The sequence below is a fragment of the Luteolibacter sp. Y139 genome, from assembly GCF_038066715.1.
Taxonomy (GTDB): domain Bacteria; phylum Verrucomicrobiota; class Verrucomicrobiia; order Verrucomicrobiales; family Akkermansiaceae; genus Haloferula; species Haloferula soli.
In genome coordinates, this window is the sequence record NZ_JBBUKT010000001.1 from 1050298 (window position 1) to 1068570 (window position 18273).

The window sequence follows — 18273 nt, forward strand, 5'->3', positions numbered from 1 at the left end:
TTGTTGCCATATATCGCATCACGATATAATTGCCCGCCGTGACCCGCATTCCCGAGGCCGTCCCGATGGCCGACTCCGACTACACCCGCCTCGCCGATTTCCGCTACATCCTGCGGAACTTCCTGAATTTCAGCGAAAAGTCCGCCGCGACCGAAGGCCTCACGCCTCAGCAACACCAAGCCCTCCTCGCAATCCGCGGGCGGGAGCCCGGCACGACGACCGTAGGAATCCTAGCGGAGCGGCTGTGCCTGAAGCACCACACGGCAGTCGAGCTGGCGCAGCGCTTGGAAAAAGCCGGTCTGGTGGCGAAGCGCCCGTCGGAGACTGACCGCCGGGCGATCATTCTGGAGCTTCTGCCGGAGGGCGAGGCGCGCCTGGACCGCCTTTCCCGCAGTCACCGGACCGAGCTGCAACAGCTCGGCCCCGAATTGATCCGCCATCTTTCCGCGCTCTGCCAGATCCCATGAGTGCTCGTCTTTCCATCTGGCAACGCAGCCGGATTCCCTTGCTCTCCGTGCTGCTGGGAATTGGGGTCACCCTGATCGCAGTCGGCTTGATCGCGCTGATCCGGCTGTGCACGAATCTCGCCTTCCACGGCCATGTCTCCACTGCGGAGGCGGTGCCGAATTTTTCGACGTGGGGAGCCTGGGGCATCCTGGTGCCGGTCATCGGCGGACTGATCATCGGTGTGATGGCCCGCTGGGGTAGCCCCGCGATCCGCGGCCATGGCATCCCGGAGGCAATGCAGGCAATCGGCACCGCGGCCAGCCGCATCCCGGCGCGGGTGGCGATTCTCAAGCCACTGTCGGCAGCGATTTCCATCGGCACCGGCGGCCCCTTCGGCGCGGAGGGCCCGATCATCGCCACCGGCGGAGCGGTGGGTTCTCTGGTAGGCCAGTGGCTGCCCAGCAGCCCGGTGCAGCGCAAGATCTTGCTGGCCGCCGGAGCTGCCGCGGGGATGACCGCCATCTTCGGCACGCCGCTGGCAGCGGTGCTGCTGGCGGTGGAGTTGCTGCTCTTCGAATACCGCGGGCGGAGCTTCCTGCCGGTGGCACTCGCGGCGGGCACGGCGATGGCCCTGCGCTCCTGTTTCCATGAGCCGTTGCCAATGTTCCCGCTGGCTTTCGACCGTGCGCCGGACCTGCCGCTTTCGAGCGGTGCCTTCCTCATTGGTGGCATCTGCGGGCTGCTCGCCGTCATCGTGACCAAGGCCGTCTACGCACTGGAAGACGCCTTCGAGAAATTGCCAGTCCACTGGATGTGGTGGCCCGCCATCGGTGGGCTGGTCGTCGGCGTGATCGGCTGGATCGAGCCGCGGACCTTGGGCGTGGGCTACGATAACCTGCGCGAGCTGTTGGAAGGCAGCCTCGCGGTGAAGGCGATCCTCACCCTGGCCACGCTCAAGTTCCTGTCTTGGTGGGTGGCCCTGAGCAGCGGCACTTCCGGCGGAACGCTGGCCCCGCTCATGACCGTGGGCGGCGCGGTCGGCGCGCTGTGTGCCCACGCCTTGCACGGCATCCCGCTCTATGCAGATTTCCCGATCGGGCTGGGCGTGCTGATTGGCATGGCGGCGACCTTCGCCGGCGCCTCACGCGCTTTCCTCGCCTCGGTCGTGTTCGCCTACGAGGCGAGTCATGCCGCCGGCTCGCTGGGCCCACTGCTTCTCGGCTGCGGTGCCGCGGTGCTGGTCTCCCGCGTGCTGATGCGGGAAACGATCATGACCGAGAAGCTGGCTCGCCGCGGCGTGCGCGTGCCCAGCGACTACGAACCGGATTTCCTCGAATCGATCCCGGTGGGCAAGGCCATGGAAGCCGAGCCACTCAAAGTCGGTCCGGAAGAGACGGTGGCGGAAATCGCCCTGCGCCTCGCGACCCCGGGCACGCCTTGGCATGACGTGCGCCTGATCCCGATCACGGGTCCGGACCAAGCCCTGCTCGGGCTGATCACGCGCGCGGATCTCTTCGCCGCGCTGGAGTCACCGCAGACCACCGTACTTGAAGCGGGCATCCAGCATCCCGTGACGATCCACGCCGAAGACTCACTGGCCGAAGCCGCGGATCGGATGATCCGCCACGGCATCGGCCGGATTCCCGTGGTGGACCGCTCGCCAGCGCCAAAGCTGGTCGGCCTAGTGACGCGCCGCGCTATCCTCGAAGCCAAGCGCTATCATCTCGAACTCGACCGGATGCCGCATCCGTAAAGCTCCATCACAGGACCAGAACCCCGGCCCTGTTAGAAGCTGATCCCGACCTCAAGCTGCAGGCGTTTGTCCGACTCGCCGCCATTGCGCCATTCGCCACTGCCGGTCAGATCGATGAACACACCACCATCGCCAGGCAGCCAGCGCAGGCCGCCTTCCAAGAGCAACGAATCCCGCTCCGGCACATCCGGATCGACGGCGAAGCCCTGGCCCACCGAGGTCTGGTAGATCGCCGAATCCGGCACGATCGGGCGATGGCGCCAGCCCGCGACAAAGTTCGGGAACATCGGCCCCGCCGAAGTATCGAAGCGCCCCCACGCTTGCCAGCCGAGCAGTGTCGTCAGCGACTTGAAATCCCGGCCCGCCATCGCCACACCGCCCACTTCCTGATAGGCCGCGAGACTACCGAAGGAGCCATCGAGCCCAAGCACCGGACCATGCTTCCACGCACCGGCCTCAAACTCACGGGTGAACCAAAACGACAACCGCTGCACCGTGGCATCCTGGTCGGCTTGGTGGAACGTTCCGGCCCCATGACGAAGAAGCTCCTGATCGAAGAACCCGATCTCATAGGCGAGCGCGGCATGGTAGCCGTCCTTCTTCCAATCCAGCGAACCGCCAAACGCCGCGCCCGTCACATCCACGTCGCCAAAGCCATCCACCTCGAGCTTCGAGTCGATCCCGCCGATCGAAAGCGCTGCCTGCCATTCAGGAGTGAGCTGCCAGGTCATGGCAGCACTCGCGCTCCACGATTCGGCGTCGACGCTATTGCCCGTGGACAGGCCCAGATCGAGCAGTCGGAAATCCGCGGAAATCGTGTGGTTCCCCTGCCCCTCCCTGATCTCCGGGCGGCCCGAGGTCGCTCCACCGAGCAGGCTGGGAAGAATGTATGGCTGGAGATTGGCGAGCGACACGCTGCCGAACTCCGGCTGGATAACCGGCTGGCTACCGCCGGGCGAAACCTCGGAATCCCCACTGCCGATGATGCGCCGGCCATCGTCATTCATCGCCAGCATCATTTCACCCGGGCCGCCGTCGTTCATGAAGGGAGCGGACAAGCCCTCATCGGACGTCGCGATCTCCGCCATCGACGACTCGATTCCGACATTGGTGGCAACTTCAGGCAGCTCGGCCAAGCGGCTGCTCACGGGAACTTCCACCGGTGCCGCCGCGACCGGTGGCAACACCGGGCCCGCAAACGCATACGCCGGCTCGTCCGCCATCGCAGGGATTTCCCACGGCAGAAGATCAGGACGCTTGGAGACCGGCACCAGCACAGGTGCCACATGCGCAGGAATCGGCGTGGGAGTTGGAATGACTTCAGCAACCATCGGCTGCGGTTCTTCCACCGGCTGCGGATCTACCTTTTCAACCGGCGTCATCGGAGCCGGAGCCTGCTCGATCCGGGGAGCAATCGTATGATTCTGCTTGGCCACGCTCGAAGCCCGCTCCTGAGACTTCGGCAGCAGCGTCAGCGTCAAAAGCAAGGCGACCATCGCCGCAGCAGCGACCCACGCGATGCGGCGCGGCGCACCGAAGACCACATGGCGAATCCGCGTGCGATCCCACCAGCCCGGCCGGGCCGAGGCGGGCAGCGTCTCCGTCATCCGGTTGCAGAAACGGCGATAGGAAAGAGCCTCCTCGCGCAGCGAGGTATTCACCTCCATTCGGCGCTCCAGCTGTTCGCGCTGGGCCGATGGCATCTCGCCCAGCGCCCATGCCGTCAAATTGTCACCCGCCGCCGCCCCGGTCATCTGGCGGATCAGCTCGCGCCGCTCCTCGTCCTCGAAGGCGATCTCACCGGGATCGAGCGCCTCGGCAAGCAGCGCCGTGAATTCCTCAAGCTCCGCCGCTTCGGTGACGACCGGATTGGAATCCACAGCAGCAAACGCGGCCAGCAGCTTGCTCCGCTGCGCCGACGAGAGCTCGATCTCGCCGGGATCCAGCGCCTCGCAAAGCATCCGCTCAAATTCATCTTCCGGCGCGTCCATCGCGGACACGCCTTCGTCAGCCGGCCGCGACGGCGATAGCTCGCCTCCACCAGGGCCAAATGCCTCGGCAAGCAGCTTTTCGAATTCGTCGTCGGGCGTCCTCATCGTTCGTGCCCTTCCTTGAGCCACTGTTCGCGCAGGTCCTTCACCGCGTGGTGAAGCAGGTAGCCCACGTGGCCTTCGGTGATGCCGGTGACCTCGCTGATTTCGCGATAGCTCAGGCCGGCTTGGAATTTCAGCCGCACCAGCTCCCGCTCACGCTCTGGCAGTGATTCCACCATCCGCAGCAGCGCGGAATTCTTCTCCTCCGTCTCGATCCGCTCGGACGGCGCGGGGATGCCGTCGAAGTCTCGTTCCAAGTGATCATCCTCCAGCGGAACGAGCCGGAATTGCTTGCGGCGGACATCGATCAGGCGATTCCGGCAAACGCTGAACAGCCACGCGGAGAGATTCTGCGGGCGCGCCTTTGTGACTTCGGTGGCCAAGCTGAGAAACGTGTCCTGCACCGCATCCCGCGCCATCTCGCGGTCACCGCATTGCCCCAGGGCGTATTTCAGAAGCGGCTTTTCGTAGCGCTCGAGGGTTTCCAACAACCAGGCGTCGGAGGTCTCGGAGGTCAGGGCAGGCATGGGAAGGGAATGCTGTGGAGAGGGAAACTCCCGCCGCCGGTGTGTGCGTACCGACGGCGGGAGTGTAGGGGCCTTGGAGGGGAAAACGGAAGCTCCTGAATCGGTGCTGGAATGCATGACGGGCACCCCGGGACTTCCTTGGAAATTTCCCGAAAAAATTTCAGGACCGCCCTCAGACCAGCCAAACCCCGGCCAGCGCCACGGCAAAAACACCGAGCGAAATCACCAGCCCGGCCCCGAAAATCAGCAGCCGCCCCCGCCCCAGCGGGCGACCCTGCCGGAAAAGCCCGCGCAGGTAGAGCTCGGCCGCCGGGCCGAGCAGAAAACAGAAATTCGCCCCCATGGCGACCAGCGCCGCCATCACCAGCGCCAGAAAAAACGGCATCCCCTGCTTCCCGACCCAGCTCGCCATCACCCCCAGTCCGGGCACCAGCAGGATCGCATTGTACCAGAGCCGCAGCTTCTCCCAACCCAGCACGATCTCCCGCAACGCCGGCCGCTGGAGATCGTCCGGTTCCGAACCGGCGACAGGCGGGGCGTAGGGATTCTCATTCACGGAAGCAGGGTCAGGCGGCGGAGGTAGTCGAAGGTATAAAGCCCCGTCGAATGCCCGTCAGCCCAGAAAAGCTGGATCGCATAGCCGCCGACCACCTCACTCTTCAGTAACTCGAAGCCGCGCGGGCCGATCTGCTGCACTGGCCGCAGCACCCGGCCCAGTGCATCCGGCTCACCCTGGCAGGCCGCACACGGGCAAGCGCGCCGCAGCAGATCCAGCGGCAGGTAGAGCTCCTCGCCATTGTCGAAAGCAAGGGCGAGTTCATTGCCAATCACGATGACGTTTTGCAGCAGGCTCATGCGGGGTAAGAACGGTAACCAAAAAGCGCCGAGCCCACACGCACCACGGTGGAGCCCTCAAGCACGGCATCCTCGAAATCCGCGCTCATTCCCATGCTCAGCCCGGTCAGCGCGAGACCGGATTCAACTCGCAAGCGATCCCGCAATTCACGCGTCGCGGCGAACCACCGGCGGGCAGCCTCGGCATCATCCGGCGGGATGGCCATCAGCCCGGTGATTTCCACGTCGCGGAATCCGGCCAGTGCCCCTGCGGAGGCCAGCAGCTCCTTGGCCGAAAACCCACCCTTGCTCGCCTCGCCGGCAATATTCACCTCCAGATAGATCTTCGGCCGCTTGCCTTCCTCCCCCGCCACGCGGTCGAGGTATTCCGCCAAGCGCAGCGAATCGACGCTGTGGATGACCGGAAACGCCGCGACCACCTTCCGCGCCTTGTTGCGCTGGAGGCCACCGATGAAGTGCCACTCGATATCGGTGGGCAGCACCTCGATCTTCGGCGCGGCCTCCTGCTGGCGGCTTTCGCCGAAGCAGCGCTGGCCAGCCTCATAGGCCTCCTGCACCGCCTCGGCGGGAAAGGTTTTCGACACCGCCAGCAACGCCACCTCGCCAGTCTCTCGACCGGCGCGGCGGCAGGCGTCATCAATGCGTCCGCGCAGCGCGGCCAAGCGTCCGGCCAAGTCGCCCATCAACGATCCAGCATCCCGGCCAACCGGGCATTGCGGGTGATTTTCACAAGGTCGCCAAGGACCGACAGGCCCTCGCGCTTGTAGGGATCCATGCCACTAGGCCACTTCGGCGTGTCGTCGAGCTCTGCAGTCTCGTCCTTCGCACGCTTCATGTACTCCTCGTTGTCCTTGGCTGGGTCGAAGGGCCGCAGGTCACCGCCCTTTTCCACATCATCGAGCGTCAGCTTGAAGAAGGTGAACGTCTCCTTGTCCTTCTTCTCGATCTCGGCAAAGCGGGCCTTGCGCTCGCTGTTACGATCGTGCTGCAGAGCCTCGATGTCATCGAGTTCCTTCTTACGGTCGGCGAGATTCAGAGAAACCTTGTTGTCGCGGATGCGCGCCTTCGTCTTGGTCACGTCCTCGATGACGTAGGAGAAGTCCTTCGAGCCCTTGACCCGCTCGGTGCTGAGCTCGGCCAGACGCGGCAGGAAAAGATCCTCCTTCTTCATCGGCGAGAAATCGGGAGCCACGCGGATGCGATCATACTCCAGCGGGTGGTCCAGGAACGACTCCCCGACTTCAAGCGCGTCGGTCAGGCTCGGCAGGATCACGTTCGGCACCACGCCCTTGTTCTGGGTCGAGTTGCCGGAAGGACGGTAGAACTTCTGGATGGTCACCTTCAGGGTGCCGGCCTTGTTGCGGGCCTTGAAGAAAGGCAGCATGCGGCCGATGTCCATCGGCTGCTGGACGGTGCCCTTGCCGAAGGTGGACGACTCGCCGACGATCACCGCGCGGTTGTCGTCCTGAAGCGCTCCGGCCAGGATCTCACTGGCGGAGGCACTGCTCTTGTCGGTCAGCACCACCATCGGGCCGTCATAGATCGACTCCTTCGCATCGGACTCCTTCACCTGAATCTCGCCGAAGGTGTTCTTCACCTGCACCACGGGACCGCGGCGAGTGAAGAAACCGGTCATGCGGCGGACTTCCTCCAGCGCTCCACCACCGTTGTTGCGGAGGTCGAGCACCAGCCCGTTGATGTTCTCCGCCTTGAGACGCTCCAGCAAACGCTCCACGTCCACCGAGCAGCGGGTCTTGCCCTCATCGAAGTCGGCATAGAATGAAGGCAAAGTGATCACGCCGACACGGGCCTTCTCCCCGTCGGGAGTTTTCATGTCGATGATCTCGGCGCTGGCTTGCTCGTCCTTGAGCTCGACCATGTCGCGGACGATCGCGATAAGGTTGGTTTCGCCCGGCGCGCCGCCGGCTGGCTCCACCTTCAGCTGCACCGGCGTGCCCTTCTGGCCGCGGATCAGATCGACCACCTTGTCGATCTTCATGAACATGATGTCGACCATCTCCTTGGGTCCGTCACCATCTGGATCGACGGCCACCACACGGTCATTCAGCTTGAGTGAACCGAGCTTGTCAGCCGGGCCTCCGACCACGATGCCCATGATCTTGGTCGCGCCGTCTTCTTCGCCTTGAAGGAGAGCGCCGATGCCGACGAGCTCGTTCTTCATCCCGTCGCGGAACCGGTCCATCTCACGGGTGCTCATGTAATCGGTGTGCGGGTCGAACGAGCGGGCCACCGAGCTGAGGAACATGGCCGCCACATCCTCATCATCCACGTCCTTCACCACGCTGTGGAGGAAACGTTCGTAACGCAGGGCGATCTTGTCCTTCGGATCTTTCTCGTTCTTCAGCGGGTTCGGCTTGCCCTGCTTCTCCGCGAGCTGCGCGATCATGTCGCGGCGAAGGGTCTCCGAAAGGACCGCCTCCTTGATCTGCTTGCCCCAGTTGGCATTGGCCTCGGCCTCATCCTTCGGCCAGGCAGCATCCTTGCGGCTGCGCTCGATGCTGTCCTGCTGGGTGAAATCGAAATGGTTGTCAGCCAGCAGGCGCTTGGCCTCGGCCACACGGGCCTCCACGCGCTGCCTGAAAGTGTCGTAGATGTCCTTGGCCGCGGCCATGCTGTTCTCCTGCAGCAGCATGGCGGACAGGTCCTTGGCGTACTGGCGGTTGAAACGGTCGATGTCAGCCTGCGTGAAATACGCCTTCTGGGAGTCGAGGTCGGAGATGAAATCGTCCAGGAACCGCTGGCTCAGGTTGTTGAAGGGCAGCCGGGCAAAGTGGCTGTTCTGCAGCATGATCGCCATCTGCCGTCCGACTTCATCGAAATTGGCCTGTTGTGCGCAGGCGGTGAGGGTAGTGGCGGCGAGTGCGGCCGCCATGGCGGCTCTGCGGATACGAAGTATGCTCATGGATAGAACCAAGTCTGGGCTGAACAAGTGGGAGAGCGTCGCACGAAGGTCTAAAATGTCGATTTTTTAAAAACCGGCGAAAAGAACATCAGGGCTTCTTGGCGGCAGCTCTCTTACTGGCCAGCCAGCGCTCAAAATACTCATCCTTTGCCTTTTTTTCCAGCGACCTCAGCTCCTCTGCCACCTCCTCCAAGGGAGCACCCGGGAGAAGCAAGGATCGGGGCACCTGGTCCAGCCCCATCGGGCGGACGGTCAGGATCATCTCCAGCTTCTTCACCTCCCCTCCCCGGAGAACCTCCAAGTCCACCTTGTCCCCCGGCTTGTGACCGCGGATTGCCGTCGAGAAACCTGCGGTGGCAGTCCCCTCCAAGCCTGCGACACCCATGCCCGGCGCAGCCAAGCCCACGCCCGGAGGCCACTTGAGATTGTCCAGGCCGATGATCACGTCATTCGCCTGTAGACCCGCCTTCATCGCCGGGGTGTCCGGATTCACCCGGGTGACCAGCACGCCGCCACGCTGCTCGCCGTTCCCGGGAAGCGCCACGTTCTGCTCCGCCATCTGGATGCCCACGTAGCCCTGGCCGTCCTTCCGCTGGTGCTCCGAAGCCACCACCTCCTTGAGCGCCTCCCGGAGCCGGAGCTTCACTTCCGGGTCGGTGGCGGCGTCATGCTCCTTGAGCAGGCGCTCCTCGGCCTGCTCCGGCTTCCCTTGCCCCCAGGCGATCAGGGCGCGCTCGCCTTGCACGCGGTCCTTGTAATCCTCGCTCGCCAAGGATCCCAGCGCCGCGGCAGGAAAACCGTCATCACCAAAAACCGACGCCGGAAGCATCCAAAGGATGCTTCCGGCGAGAGTCAGACAAATGGTGTTTACCGGGCTCATCGCACGGTTTCCGAACACTAGTTTCCGAGGACGTTCTTCTGCGGAACCTCGATGGTGTCCTTCGGTTCGAGCTGGATCTTCATGTGCTCGGGATTCTTCATGTTGTATTCCTTCACCTGCTTGCCGCGAGTGAGGCGGACCCGGTTAAGGGCACCGAACGGCGTGGCACCCTTGGCGGACTGCACCGCTTCCCAGATAGTCATGCCGCGGTAGTACTTCACCGGTCCAGGGCTCTGGACCTGGTTGCCAACCGTGACGATCAGCTCTTCAATCCCTTCCAAGCTGGTCGCGACCACGTTCACCGCCGGGGTGGTGAAGATCTTCTCTGCCCGGTAAGAGGCTTCGATGTTCTGGGCCAACGAAGTCGGACTCAGGCCCGCGGCACGGATCGGGCTCGACAAAAGCGGCAGCCGGATCGTCCCGCCGTCGGAAACGGTATAGGCTCCGCTGATCAGGGTCGAATCGTCGGCTGGCACGCCCTTGACCTGAATCTGGATCGCGCGACCCGCACTGATCGTGGTCTGCGCCATCAGTCCCGGCATCGAGAGGCACAGGAGCATCAGTATCAGGAACAAGCGCTTCATAAGGCCGACTTTCGGTGAGTAGTTCATGCTGTCAATACAGGTCTTGTTTCGAATCGTCCGCCGAAGTGGTCTTCTTGGACGCTGCCCGCGGCTGCGGGGACTGCGACGGCTGGCTCGACACCGGTGATGGCATCGGCTGCGACTCGGCCGGTGCATAGTAGGTGTAGTAGCTCGTGTAATATTGATACTGGCTGTCGCTGCGGACATCCACGTTGTTCAGCACCACGCCGATGACGTGACCGCCCACGTTTTCGACAGCCTGCTTCACGCGCATCAGCATGTTGCGCGGCAGCTTGCGGTGCTGGACCACGATCATGGTGAGGTCCACTTCGCTCGCGAGCACGGAAGCGTCGCTCACGCCGAGGATCGGCGGCGAGTCCACTAGCACCAAGTCGAACCGCTGCTTCACGTCCTGAATCAGCTCGGACATGCGGCGGCTGTTGAGAATACCCGCGGCGTCCGCGGGCAGGATGCCGGACGGCATGAAGTAGAGATTGTCCACCGGCGTCTGGAGAATCACGTCTTCCAGCATCAGCTCGGTGGTCAGGTAGTTCGTCAGGCCGACCGAGTTGTTGATGTCGAAGAAGGTGTGCAAACGCGGGCGACGCAAGTCGGCGTCGATCATCAGCGTGGTGTAGCCACCCTGCGCGCAGATGTAGGCGAGGTTGACCAGCGTGGTCGACTTGCCTTCGCCGGCACCACCGGACACGACGGTGATGGCGTTGTCTTCCGGGTTCTTGCGGTTGAACTCGATGTTCGTGCGCAGGATCCGGTAGGCCTCGGCATCCGGGCTCATGCCGCTCTGCTTGTAGAGGACACCCACGTCCTTCGGGATGACGGCCAGCACCGGCACTTGAAGATAGCGCTCCACGTCTTCCAGCGACTTCACGGAGGTGTCGAGGTATTCGAGGAAGAAGGCGACACCGATACCGAAGATCATTCCGACCACCGCGCCGAGGGCGAGGTTCAGGGTCACATTCGGGCTCACCGGCACGTTCGAGATCATCGGCTCCTCATGCAGGATGATCGGATCTTCTGTGATCTTGGTCTGCATCGTTTCCGAGATCTCCTTCACCTTCAGCTGCTCCAGCAGTCGCTGGGCGGTTTCGAAGTCATTCTTCGCGTCCACGAAGTTCTGGTTGGCGATGCCCTGCTTGACGGCGTCGTCCTCCTTCACGTCCATGCGGGTCTTGAGGCGGGCCAGCTGCTCTTGGGCCAAGGAAAGCTTGGCCTTGAGGGTTTCGCGGAGGTTCGCCACGGCTTCCACCAGGTCCTTCTCCATGCTCTGGAGATTGGAGGCCTGCGAAAGCATCATCGGGTGCCTTTCTCCGCGGCCTTGGCTCTTCATCGCCTCGTATTGGCGCTTCTGCTCCTGATATTGGGGCAGCAGCACGGGGATGATATTATCCGGCAGGCTCAGACCGGAAGCATAGTTCATCAGCTGAGGACCATCATATCTCAACAAGGTCTCGATCTGGCTCTCCAACTGGATCTTTTCCTGCTCCAGGTCGACATAAGCCTTTGCCGCCGATTCGGCGTCGTCAGCCTTGGTGAACCCGCGGGGACCACCGGAAACACTGGGATCGCCCCAGTAGATGATGCCTTCGGTGCGGATGATCTGCGAAAGCAGCTTGCGCTTGTCTTCCACCGCGTCTTCTTGGGCGATCACCGCCTTGCGGAGTTCGTCGAGCGCCTGATTGGAATAGTCACCCTGGAGCTTCTTGCGGCGCTCACGGTAAGCCTCGGCCACTTCCTTGGCGATCTTCTGCGCGTCCTTCGGATCGTTGTAGCGGACCTTGATCTCAATGAGCGAGGTACCACGAATGTCCTGGGCATCGACGATTCCCTTGAGCGTGCGTCGCACCGTCTCAAGGTCGGTATTCCAACGATTGACGAGGTCGAGGTTCTCGATCGCGGCGTCCAGTGTCTTCTGGGCTTTGATCACGGCGAACTCGGTCGGGAAGAACATCGCCGAGGACGACTCTTGATACCGGCTGGCGTCGGCCATGCCCGGAATCACCTGAATCCCAGTCCCCTTTTGACGAACCTGCACGACAGCAGTGCTCTCGTACTTCTTCGGCATCACGTAGGTGATGACCAGCGCGGTCATGAATACCAACAGGAAGGTCAAAAGGATGACCCCGTAGCGGTTTTTGACGACCTGCCAATAGTCGATGGCATGGAGGGAAGCCTCCGATGGGTTGGTTGATTGGTTCATTTCGAACGATTGCTGAATGGTTTATTGATGCTGACGGCTTCCCGTTCAAACGAAAAACTCCCGCAATGGCTGGCCATTGCGGGAGTCTTTGAACGTGAAGGATCCTTGTTTGTTGGAGAGTGTTTCCTGGAAAAGCTCCTCTACCGGGATCAGAACTCGGCATGCAGACCGACGCTCACGCGGTTGCGGTCGTAGCTCTGGTCAGGGAAGTCGGAGTTGGAATTGGTGTAGTTATACGACACCGTTCCGTAGAGGATGTCGGTGAACTTGACCGAAAGACCGACGTAGGCGTTCCAAATGTCTTCGTCCAGATCGCCGGAAGCCACCGGGGAACCAGCAGGACCAGCCACGAGGCGGCCGTCGCCGAAGCTTGCCGGGATGTAGTCGGTGCCGCCGAAGATGCTCAGCATCTGCGACACGGTGTATTCACCCGAGATACCCAAGCGGAACGTCTGGCGATCGGTGAATTCGTAGGTCGCGAGGTTGGCCGGCGCGGCAAGTCCCGAAGGAAGGGACCGCACGGTGTCATAACCCTCCACGCTGTAGCGTGCGAAGCCGCGGATCGAGAACTGCTCGTTCACCTGGGAACGTGCCGTCACTTCCAAGTAAGGGCTGACGTTGTTGTCAGCACCAACCGCGTCCGATTCGTGAATCTGGGCACCCGCATTGACGATCGCGATCGTGTTCGGGCTGAAGCGATGTTCAGCACCAACAAGGAGGTAGTGGTCCGTGTAGTCCGAAGCGAGATCATCGCCATCGGTCTGGGCATACTTGTATTCAGCGGTCAGGACGGTCTGCGGCGTCAGCTGATAGCGGAACTGGTTGTAAGCAGCCCAAGTGAAGCGGTCCTGGTTGTTGACATCGCCGTCGTAGTTGAGGCCGGTGAGGGTGATGCCGGTGTAGGTGGCGAAACGCTCGGTCCAGCGGTAACCGACGGAGTTGTCGGTCTCCCAGTAGAGATACTCACCCAGTTGGCGGGTGGTGGCGACGCCGTAGGCGTAGTCCGGCTCCAGCTCATAGGAGATGAAGTTGCGGCTCGAGAAGCGCAGGCGCTCACTGAAGCGGTGCGTGAAGTTCACGCCAGCGCGGGACTGCGTATACATGTCATCCGAACCCGCGGACGCCGGCTCATCGAAGTAGTAGATCAGGCCGAGACGCGCATAGACATCCCAAGTGGTCTGCGGAGTAATCGAAACGAACGAAACCCCGACGAAAGGGTTGATGCTCAGCGCCTCGTCTTGGTGACCCGCATACGGGACCAAGGTGTCAGGCACGGCGTCGGCGTTCGTGTCGACGAACAAATAAGCGGGCGCAGTCGGGTTGACGTTGTCATCCCAGACGACATTGACCCCGGCGGTCCACTTCAGTGGAAGGCTCTCCTGAGCCTCGTCGGGAATGTAGTAGAGGTCGGCGCGGGCCGCTCCGAGGGAGGACGCAACGGCAAGGGTGTAAATGAGGCTGCGTTTCATGAAAAACAGGCTGCAGGGGATGGGAAATTTGCGGAGCAACGATCAGTTGCGGTGGCCACGGATGAAAAACAGGAGCGACGGATTGTCTTCACCCTGATCGTCGTCGTTATCGATGTCAGAACCGATGGGCGGGGTGATGATCGGCGGAATGTTGATCGGCGGTCCCGGAGGGATCGGAAGTCCCGGAGGTGGTCCACCAGGAGTTGGGCCGACAGGGCCTTGGCCCGGGAAATCGAGCGGATTCCAAGCTGGCTTCACGTCGACCGCAACACCCTTGGCGTCCTTGGAGTCCTTTGAGCTGTGGCCGGACTCGCCGCGGTTCGGATCGAGGCGGCTAAGAACCGCTTGAACATCGGCGAGTGCTTCCGGGGCGACAGCCACGGCGCACTGGGAGATCAGGCGCATCTTCTCGGGAGCGACCGAAGCGGCCGTCTCGACGATGGCAGCCACGGTCTTGGCGTCAGCCTTCGACTCTTGGATGGCGGCCTTGACGACTTCGCAGGCACAGTCCGGATTCGCGGAAACTTCCTTCTCCACCACTTGGAGCACCTCTGCCGGCTTTTCAGCGACGGCAATTTTGACGGAAGCAGCAAGGTTCAGGCAGTCGGTTTCAGCCGTCGCAACGGCAGGAACGATGCCCAAAGCCGCCGCCACAAGCGCGAATCGGAACGTGGTTTTCATGTCAGAAATTCGAATCGGAATGTCGGGACCGGGTGAAAAAGAGCGGGTAGTGGGAATCGAACCCACATAGCTAGCTTGGAAGGCTAGAGCTTTACCACTAAGCTATACCCGCGAAGTCGACGCGAAGCTAACAGCCCGCGAGAAGGGGCGGCAAGCTCTTTTTGCCGGAATTCTCTTGGTTTTACGGCCTTCAGCACTCGATTACGTAAGCCGTTGGACACTAGGATTTGGGTTGCATCGCGCACTCGTTCACGCTACCCACCGGCCGCCAGCGAGCGGGTGTAGTTCAATGGTAGAACATGAGCTTCCCAAGCTTGAGGCGTGGGTTCGATTCCCATCACCCGTACCACCTCCCTCTTCTGCCTCCCCTTTCCAGCCGGATTTACCGGCTGACGTGGATGTTTGCGTCCTCATGGAACCGCCATGGAAGGTCCTGAGCCCTTGATATTCCAATCCGGAAGCTGCTGACGACGCTCGCGGAGACCCCTGTAACCATCCCCGTGCTTTCGCCGTCAAGAAAGGGGGTTCCATGAGCATCGCCATCGATCCCCAGCGCTCGCGTCAGTTTGCCAGGGCCGGAGCACAGCTCATGCACCTTCGATTTACCCCGGCGCTCCATCATCCGCTCGATGCCCGCCAAGGGCTCCAGGGCGCGGAGCAGCACGAATCCCGATCCCTGTGGCCCGTGGACGAGCACATTGAAGAGCCAGTGGACCCCGTAGTTGAGATAAACGTAAGCGGTCCCCGCGGGATGTGACGCGACAAAGGCCCGTGCACCCTGCCGGAAAAAGGTATGGCAGGCTTCATCGCCCTCCGCCGCATAGGCCTCGGTCTCCACAATCCGGCCCTCACAGCCATTCCAGAGAAACTTCGCGCCGATCAGCGCACGAGCGCAGTCCACCACGGAGTGCCGCTCAAAGAACCCTGCCGTCAGCCGTTCCATCACCCTCAAAGCCCGGTCGGGCGGTCAATGAACACCTGCTCCAGCGCGAAATCCCGCGCCAGCCGCCCAGCCAGCGCCTTCACCCCGAAGGTCTCGGTCGCGTAGTGCCCCGCGTAGAGGAGGTTCACCCCCAGCTCCTCCGCCAACGGATAACTCCAATGCGGCCCTTCGCCGGTGATGAATGTATCAACTCCCGACTTCGGGCAAATTGCAACTTCCGAGCCCGCCCCGCCAGTCACCAAACCTATCTTCCGCACAGTCTCCGGCCCGCCCGGACACACATGAACGGAACCTCCAACCACTTCGGACACCTTTAAAATCAACGACTCACGAGAAATATCCGTCTCCGCAACCAACCCCAGCCTTACCCCTTTCCAGTCAAAGAAAGTGCCGCTCACCTCAAATCCCAAGGCTTTGAGCATCAGAACGTTATTCCCCAGCTCAGGATGCACATCCAGCGGCAGGTGAGCCGAATAGATCGCCAGCCCTCCATCCATCGCCGCCTTGATCTTTCTATAGAAGGCCCGCGTCAGCGGCTGCATCCCCTGCCAGAACATCCCGTGGTGCACCACTAACAGATCCGCACCCGCTGCCACCGCCGCCTCTACCACCGGCAGCGACGCATCCACCGCCGCGGCGACCTTCGTAACCGCGCCGCCATTCTCAAGCTGCAAGCCATTCACCGCCCCGGAATAGTCCGGGATCTCGGAAATCCTCAGCTCCGCGTCGAGAAACGCCACGATCTCCTGCAAGCTCGCCATGCCCGAGCCTTCACTCCCCGCAGAAGCGAGTCAAATCCCCCGGCAGCTCCGATCGCCATTCCCTCATGCCGCCCCACTCCGCCACCAGCTTGCACGCATGCAGCGCATGTCGCGGCAAGATCAGCCGCGACACCGACTCGTCAGAAAGCCCGTCCGCCATCTGCTCCAAGTACGGCCGCCCGTCCGTCCCGTAGATCTTGTCCCCCACCAGCGGATGGCCGAGATGCTCCAGATGCACGCGGATCTGGTGCATCCGCCCGGTCTCCGGAAAACACCGGACCACGCCGAACTCGCCGAACTCGCCGAGCGCATTCGAAAACCGCCGCTCCACCCGGAAGGCCGTCACGCAGTCCCGCCCCGCCGGATCCACCGCCTGCCGCAGCCAGATTTCCCCACCTGCTCTTATAATAGCAGCCTCCACCCGCGTCTCCTCCCACTCCGGCCAGCCGTGAACCACCGCCAGGTATTCCTTCCCAATCTCCCGCCGCTCGAATTGCCGCGAAAAATGCCGTGCCGCGGCCGCATGCTTCGCCACCAGCACCAGCCCGCTGGTCTCCCGGTCCAGCCGCGTTAGGATCGAAAGCCGCGCCCCATTGGCGATTTCATACCTCAGCAGCTCCTCCAGCCCGCCCAGCAAGGTCGCCTCCACCTTCCCGTTCGCCGGGTGCACGGCCAACGGCGCCGGTTTGTCGACGACGATCCAGTCGTCCGACTCATCGATCACCCGGAAATCGCACACCGCCCGCACGCGGATGACATTCCGTTTCAATCTTCAATCGACAATCTCCAATCGACCCTTTCCCCTACGCCGATGTCCGCCGACGCGCAGCACACCCTCGCTTCCACCGCCACTCTCGAGGGTACCTCCCTTCATACCGGAGCCAAAGTCACCCTCACCCTCAAGCCTGCGCCCGTGGATCACGGCTTTAAGTTCCGCCGCGTCGATCTGCCGGATCAGCCGTTCATCGATGCCGACGCGGACAAGGTGCAGACCGTCGAGCGCGCCACCACCCTTGCCGAGGGTTCGGTCAAGGTTCACACCGTCGAGCACGTCCTCTCCGCCCTCACCGGCATGGGCGTGGACAATGCCATCATCGAAATGGACGCCAATGAGCCGCCAATCGGCGATGGCTCCTCCCGCCCCTTCGTCGAGCTCATCAAGAAGGCCGGCCTCGCCGCCCAGGATGCGCCCCGCAAGATCTGGGAAATCCGCGAGCCCATCCACCAGGAAACCGGCGACGGCTCGTTGATCACCATCGTCCCCAGCAAGACTTTCCGCGTCTCCGTCACCAATGTCGGCCCCGACGGCCGCTTCACCCAATACTTCTCCAGCGAAGTCACCCCGGAACTCTACGAGAAGGAAATCGCTCCGGCCCGCACCTTCGTTTACTACGAGGACGTCAAGCCGCTGTTAGAAAAAGGCCTCATCAAGGGCGGCTCGCTTGAGAACGCCGTCGTCGTCCGCGGCAACGAGGTGATGAGCAAGGAAGCCCTTCGTTTCCCCAATGAATTCGCCCGCCACAAGGCGCTCGATGTCATCGGCGATCTGATCCTTTCCGGCAAGCGCATCCTCGGCCACGTCATCGCCGTGAAGCCGGGCCACGGCCCGAACTCGAAACTCGCTGCCACGCTGAAGCGCGAATACGGCCGCATGCGCTCCCTCGCCGCGCCCTTCGCCCTGCCACGCGGCGAGACCGTCCTCGATATCAACGACGTCCTCAAGATCCTGCCTCATCGCTACCCGTTCCTGATGGTGGACCGCATCATCGACATGGTCGGCGACTCGAAGTGCACCGGCGTGAAGAACGTCACCATCAACGAGCCCTACTTCATCGGACACTTCCCTGGCCATCCCATCATGCCCGGCGTGCTTCAGCTCGAAGCCATGGCTCAGGTTTCCTCCGTCCTCATGCTCCGCAAGCCGGAGAATCAAGGGAAGATCGGCTACTTCATGAGCGCGGACAACGTGAAGTGGCGCCGCCCCGTGCTTCCCGGCGACACCCTTCACATCGAAGCCGAAGTCATCAAGATCCGCGGCTCCATCGGCCAAACCCGCTGCCGCTGCATGGTCGGAAACGAAGTCGCCTCGGAAGCCGAACTGAAGTTCGCGCTCGTCGCCCAGTAAACGGCCCCGCCCGA

General features: G+C 62.5%; 17 protein-coding genes and 2 tRNA genes. 4 read left to right on the plus strand and 15 right to left on the minus strand.

The window, feature by feature from the left end; all coding sequences use genetic code 11:
• The first annotated feature begins 38 nt into the window (after positions 1 to 38).
• Positions 39 to 467 (plus strand): MarR family winged helix-turn-helix transcriptional regulator, encoded by a 429-nt coding sequence (locus WKV53_RS04355; protein WP_341403129.1) that lies wholly within the window; start codon positions 39 to 41, stop codon positions 465 to 467.
• Positions 464 to 2200 carry a chloride channel protein gene (locus tag WKV53_RS04360; protein ID WP_341403130.1) on the plus strand — a complete coding sequence of 579 codons (1737 nt, stop codon included), beginning with the start codon at positions 464 to 466 and terminating at the stop codon, positions 2198 to 2200. Before WKV53_RS04355 ends, WKV53_RS04360 begins: the two co-directional genes overlap by 4 nt.
• Positions 2201 to 2232: 32 nt before the next feature.
• On the opposite strand, the gene WKV53_RS04365 is transcribed toward WKV53_RS04360, so the two are convergent.
• The 12 genes from WKV53_RS04365 to WKV53_RS04420 form a co-directional block, all read right to left on the minus strand.
• A complete protein-coding gene (locus tag WKV53_RS04365; RefSeq protein WP_341403131.1) occupies positions 2233 to 4296 on the minus strand; it encodes an autotransporter outer membrane beta-barrel domain-containing protein in 2064 nt (687 codons plus the stop codon).
• The gene (locus WKV53_RS04370) at positions 4293 to 4820 is read right to left on the minus strand and encodes an RNA polymerase sigma factor (RefSeq protein WP_341403132.1); all 528 of its coding nucleotides are present in this window, start codon (positions 4818 to 4820) and stop codon (positions 4293 to 4295) included. Before WKV53_RS04370 ends, WKV53_RS04365 begins: the two co-directional genes overlap by 4 nt.
• A 172-nt stretch (positions 4821 to 4992) precedes the next feature.
• On the minus strand, positions 4993 to 5376 hold the full coding sequence (locus WKV53_RS04375; RefSeq protein WP_341403133.1) for a hypothetical protein: 384 nt from the start codon (positions 5374 to 5376) through the stop codon (positions 4993 to 4995).
• Positions 5373 to 5675: a gamma-butyrobetaine hydroxylase-like domain-containing protein gene (locus WKV53_RS04380; RefSeq protein WP_341403134.1), complete on the minus strand. Its 303-nt coding sequence runs from the start codon at positions 5673 to 5675 to the stop codon at positions 5373 to 5375. Before WKV53_RS04380 ends, WKV53_RS04375 begins: the two co-directional genes overlap by 4 nt.
• Positions 5672 to 6358, minus strand: coding sequence for a YggS family pyridoxal phosphate-dependent enzyme (locus WKV53_RS04385; RefSeq protein WP_341403135.1), 687 nt, complete (start codon positions 6356 to 6358; stop codon positions 5672 to 5674). Before WKV53_RS04385 ends, WKV53_RS04380 begins: the two co-directional genes overlap by 4 nt.
• Positions 6358 to 8598, minus strand: a complete 2241-nt coding sequence (locus tag WKV53_RS04390) for a carboxy terminal-processing peptidase (protein ID WP_341403136.1) — start codon at positions 8596 to 8598, stop codon at positions 6358 to 6360. The genes WKV53_RS04385 and WKV53_RS04390 overlap by 1 nt, the downstream gene beginning before the upstream one ends.
• An 88-nt stretch (positions 8599 to 8686) precedes the next feature.
• Complete coding sequence (locus WKV53_RS04395; RefSeq protein ID WP_341403137.1) at positions 8687 to 9427, minus strand: PDZ domain-containing protein; 741 nt, start codon at positions 9425 to 9427, stop codon at positions 8687 to 8689.
• Between the two features lie 68 nt (positions 9428 to 9495).
• A complete protein-coding gene (locus WKV53_RS04400; RefSeq protein ID WP_341403138.1) occupies positions 9496 to 10089 on the minus strand; it encodes a polysaccharide biosynthesis/export family protein in 594 nt (197 codons plus the stop codon).
• Positions 10090 to 10093: 4 nt separating this feature from the next.
• On the minus strand, positions 10094 to 12280 hold the full coding sequence (locus WKV53_RS04405; RefSeq protein ID WP_341403139.1) for a GumC family protein: 2187 nt from the start codon (positions 12278 to 12280) through the stop codon (positions 10094 to 10096).
• A gap of 149 nt (positions 12281 to 12429) precedes the next feature.
• Positions 12430 to 13749: a hypothetical protein gene (locus WKV53_RS04410; protein ID WP_341403140.1), complete on the minus strand. Its 1320-nt coding sequence runs from the start codon at positions 13747 to 13749 to the stop codon at positions 12430 to 12432.
• Positions 13750 to 13791: 42 nt separating this feature from the next.
• Entirely contained in the window at positions 13792 to 14430 is a 639-nt protein-coding gene (locus WKV53_RS04415) for a hypothetical protein (protein ID WP_341403141.1), read from the minus strand.
• A 41-nt stretch (positions 14431 to 14471) separates the two neighbouring features.
• Positions 14472 to 14542: transfer RNA gene (locus WKV53_RS04420), tRNA-Gly, on the minus strand.
• Between the two features lie 163 nt (positions 14543 to 14705).
• On the opposite strand from WKV53_RS04420, the gene WKV53_RS04425 reads away from it, so the two are divergent.
• A tRNA-Gly gene (locus tag WKV53_RS04425) sits at positions 14706 to 14779 on the plus strand.
• A 33-nt stretch (positions 14780 to 14812) separates the two neighbouring features.
• On the opposite strand, the gene WKV53_RS04430 is transcribed toward WKV53_RS04425, so the two are convergent.
• Genes WKV53_RS04430 through WKV53_RS04440 form a run of 3 tightly spaced genes read right to left on the minus strand, consistent with a single transcriptional unit; the run spans position 14813 to position 16903 of the window.
• The gene (locus WKV53_RS04430) at positions 14813 to 15373 is read right to left on the minus strand and encodes a DNA-3-methyladenine glycosylase (RefSeq protein WP_341403142.1); all 561 of its coding nucleotides are present in this window, start codon (positions 15371 to 15373) and stop codon (positions 14813 to 14815) included.
• A gap of 5 nt (positions 15374 to 15378) precedes the next feature.
• Entirely contained in the window at positions 15379 to 16134 is a 756-nt protein-coding gene (locus WKV53_RS04435) for a Nif3-like dinuclear metal center hexameric protein (RefSeq protein WP_341403143.1), read from the minus strand.
• Between the two features lie 10 nt (positions 16135 to 16144).
• On the minus strand, positions 16145 to 16903 hold the full coding sequence (locus tag WKV53_RS04440; protein ID WP_341403144.1) for an RluA family pseudouridine synthase: 759 nt from the start codon (positions 16901 to 16903) through the stop codon (positions 16145 to 16147).
• A 42-nt stretch (positions 16904 to 16945) separates the two neighbouring features.
• On the opposite strand from WKV53_RS04440, the gene WKV53_RS04445 reads away from it, so the two are divergent.
• A complete protein-coding gene (locus WKV53_RS04445) occupies positions 16946 to 18259 on the plus strand; it encodes a bifunctional UDP-3-O-[3-hydroxymyristoyl] N-acetylglucosamine deacetylase/3-hydroxyacyl-ACP dehydratase (protein ID WP_341403145.1) in 1314 nt (437 codons plus the stop codon).
• Positions 18260 to 18273 lie beyond the last annotated feature (14 nt).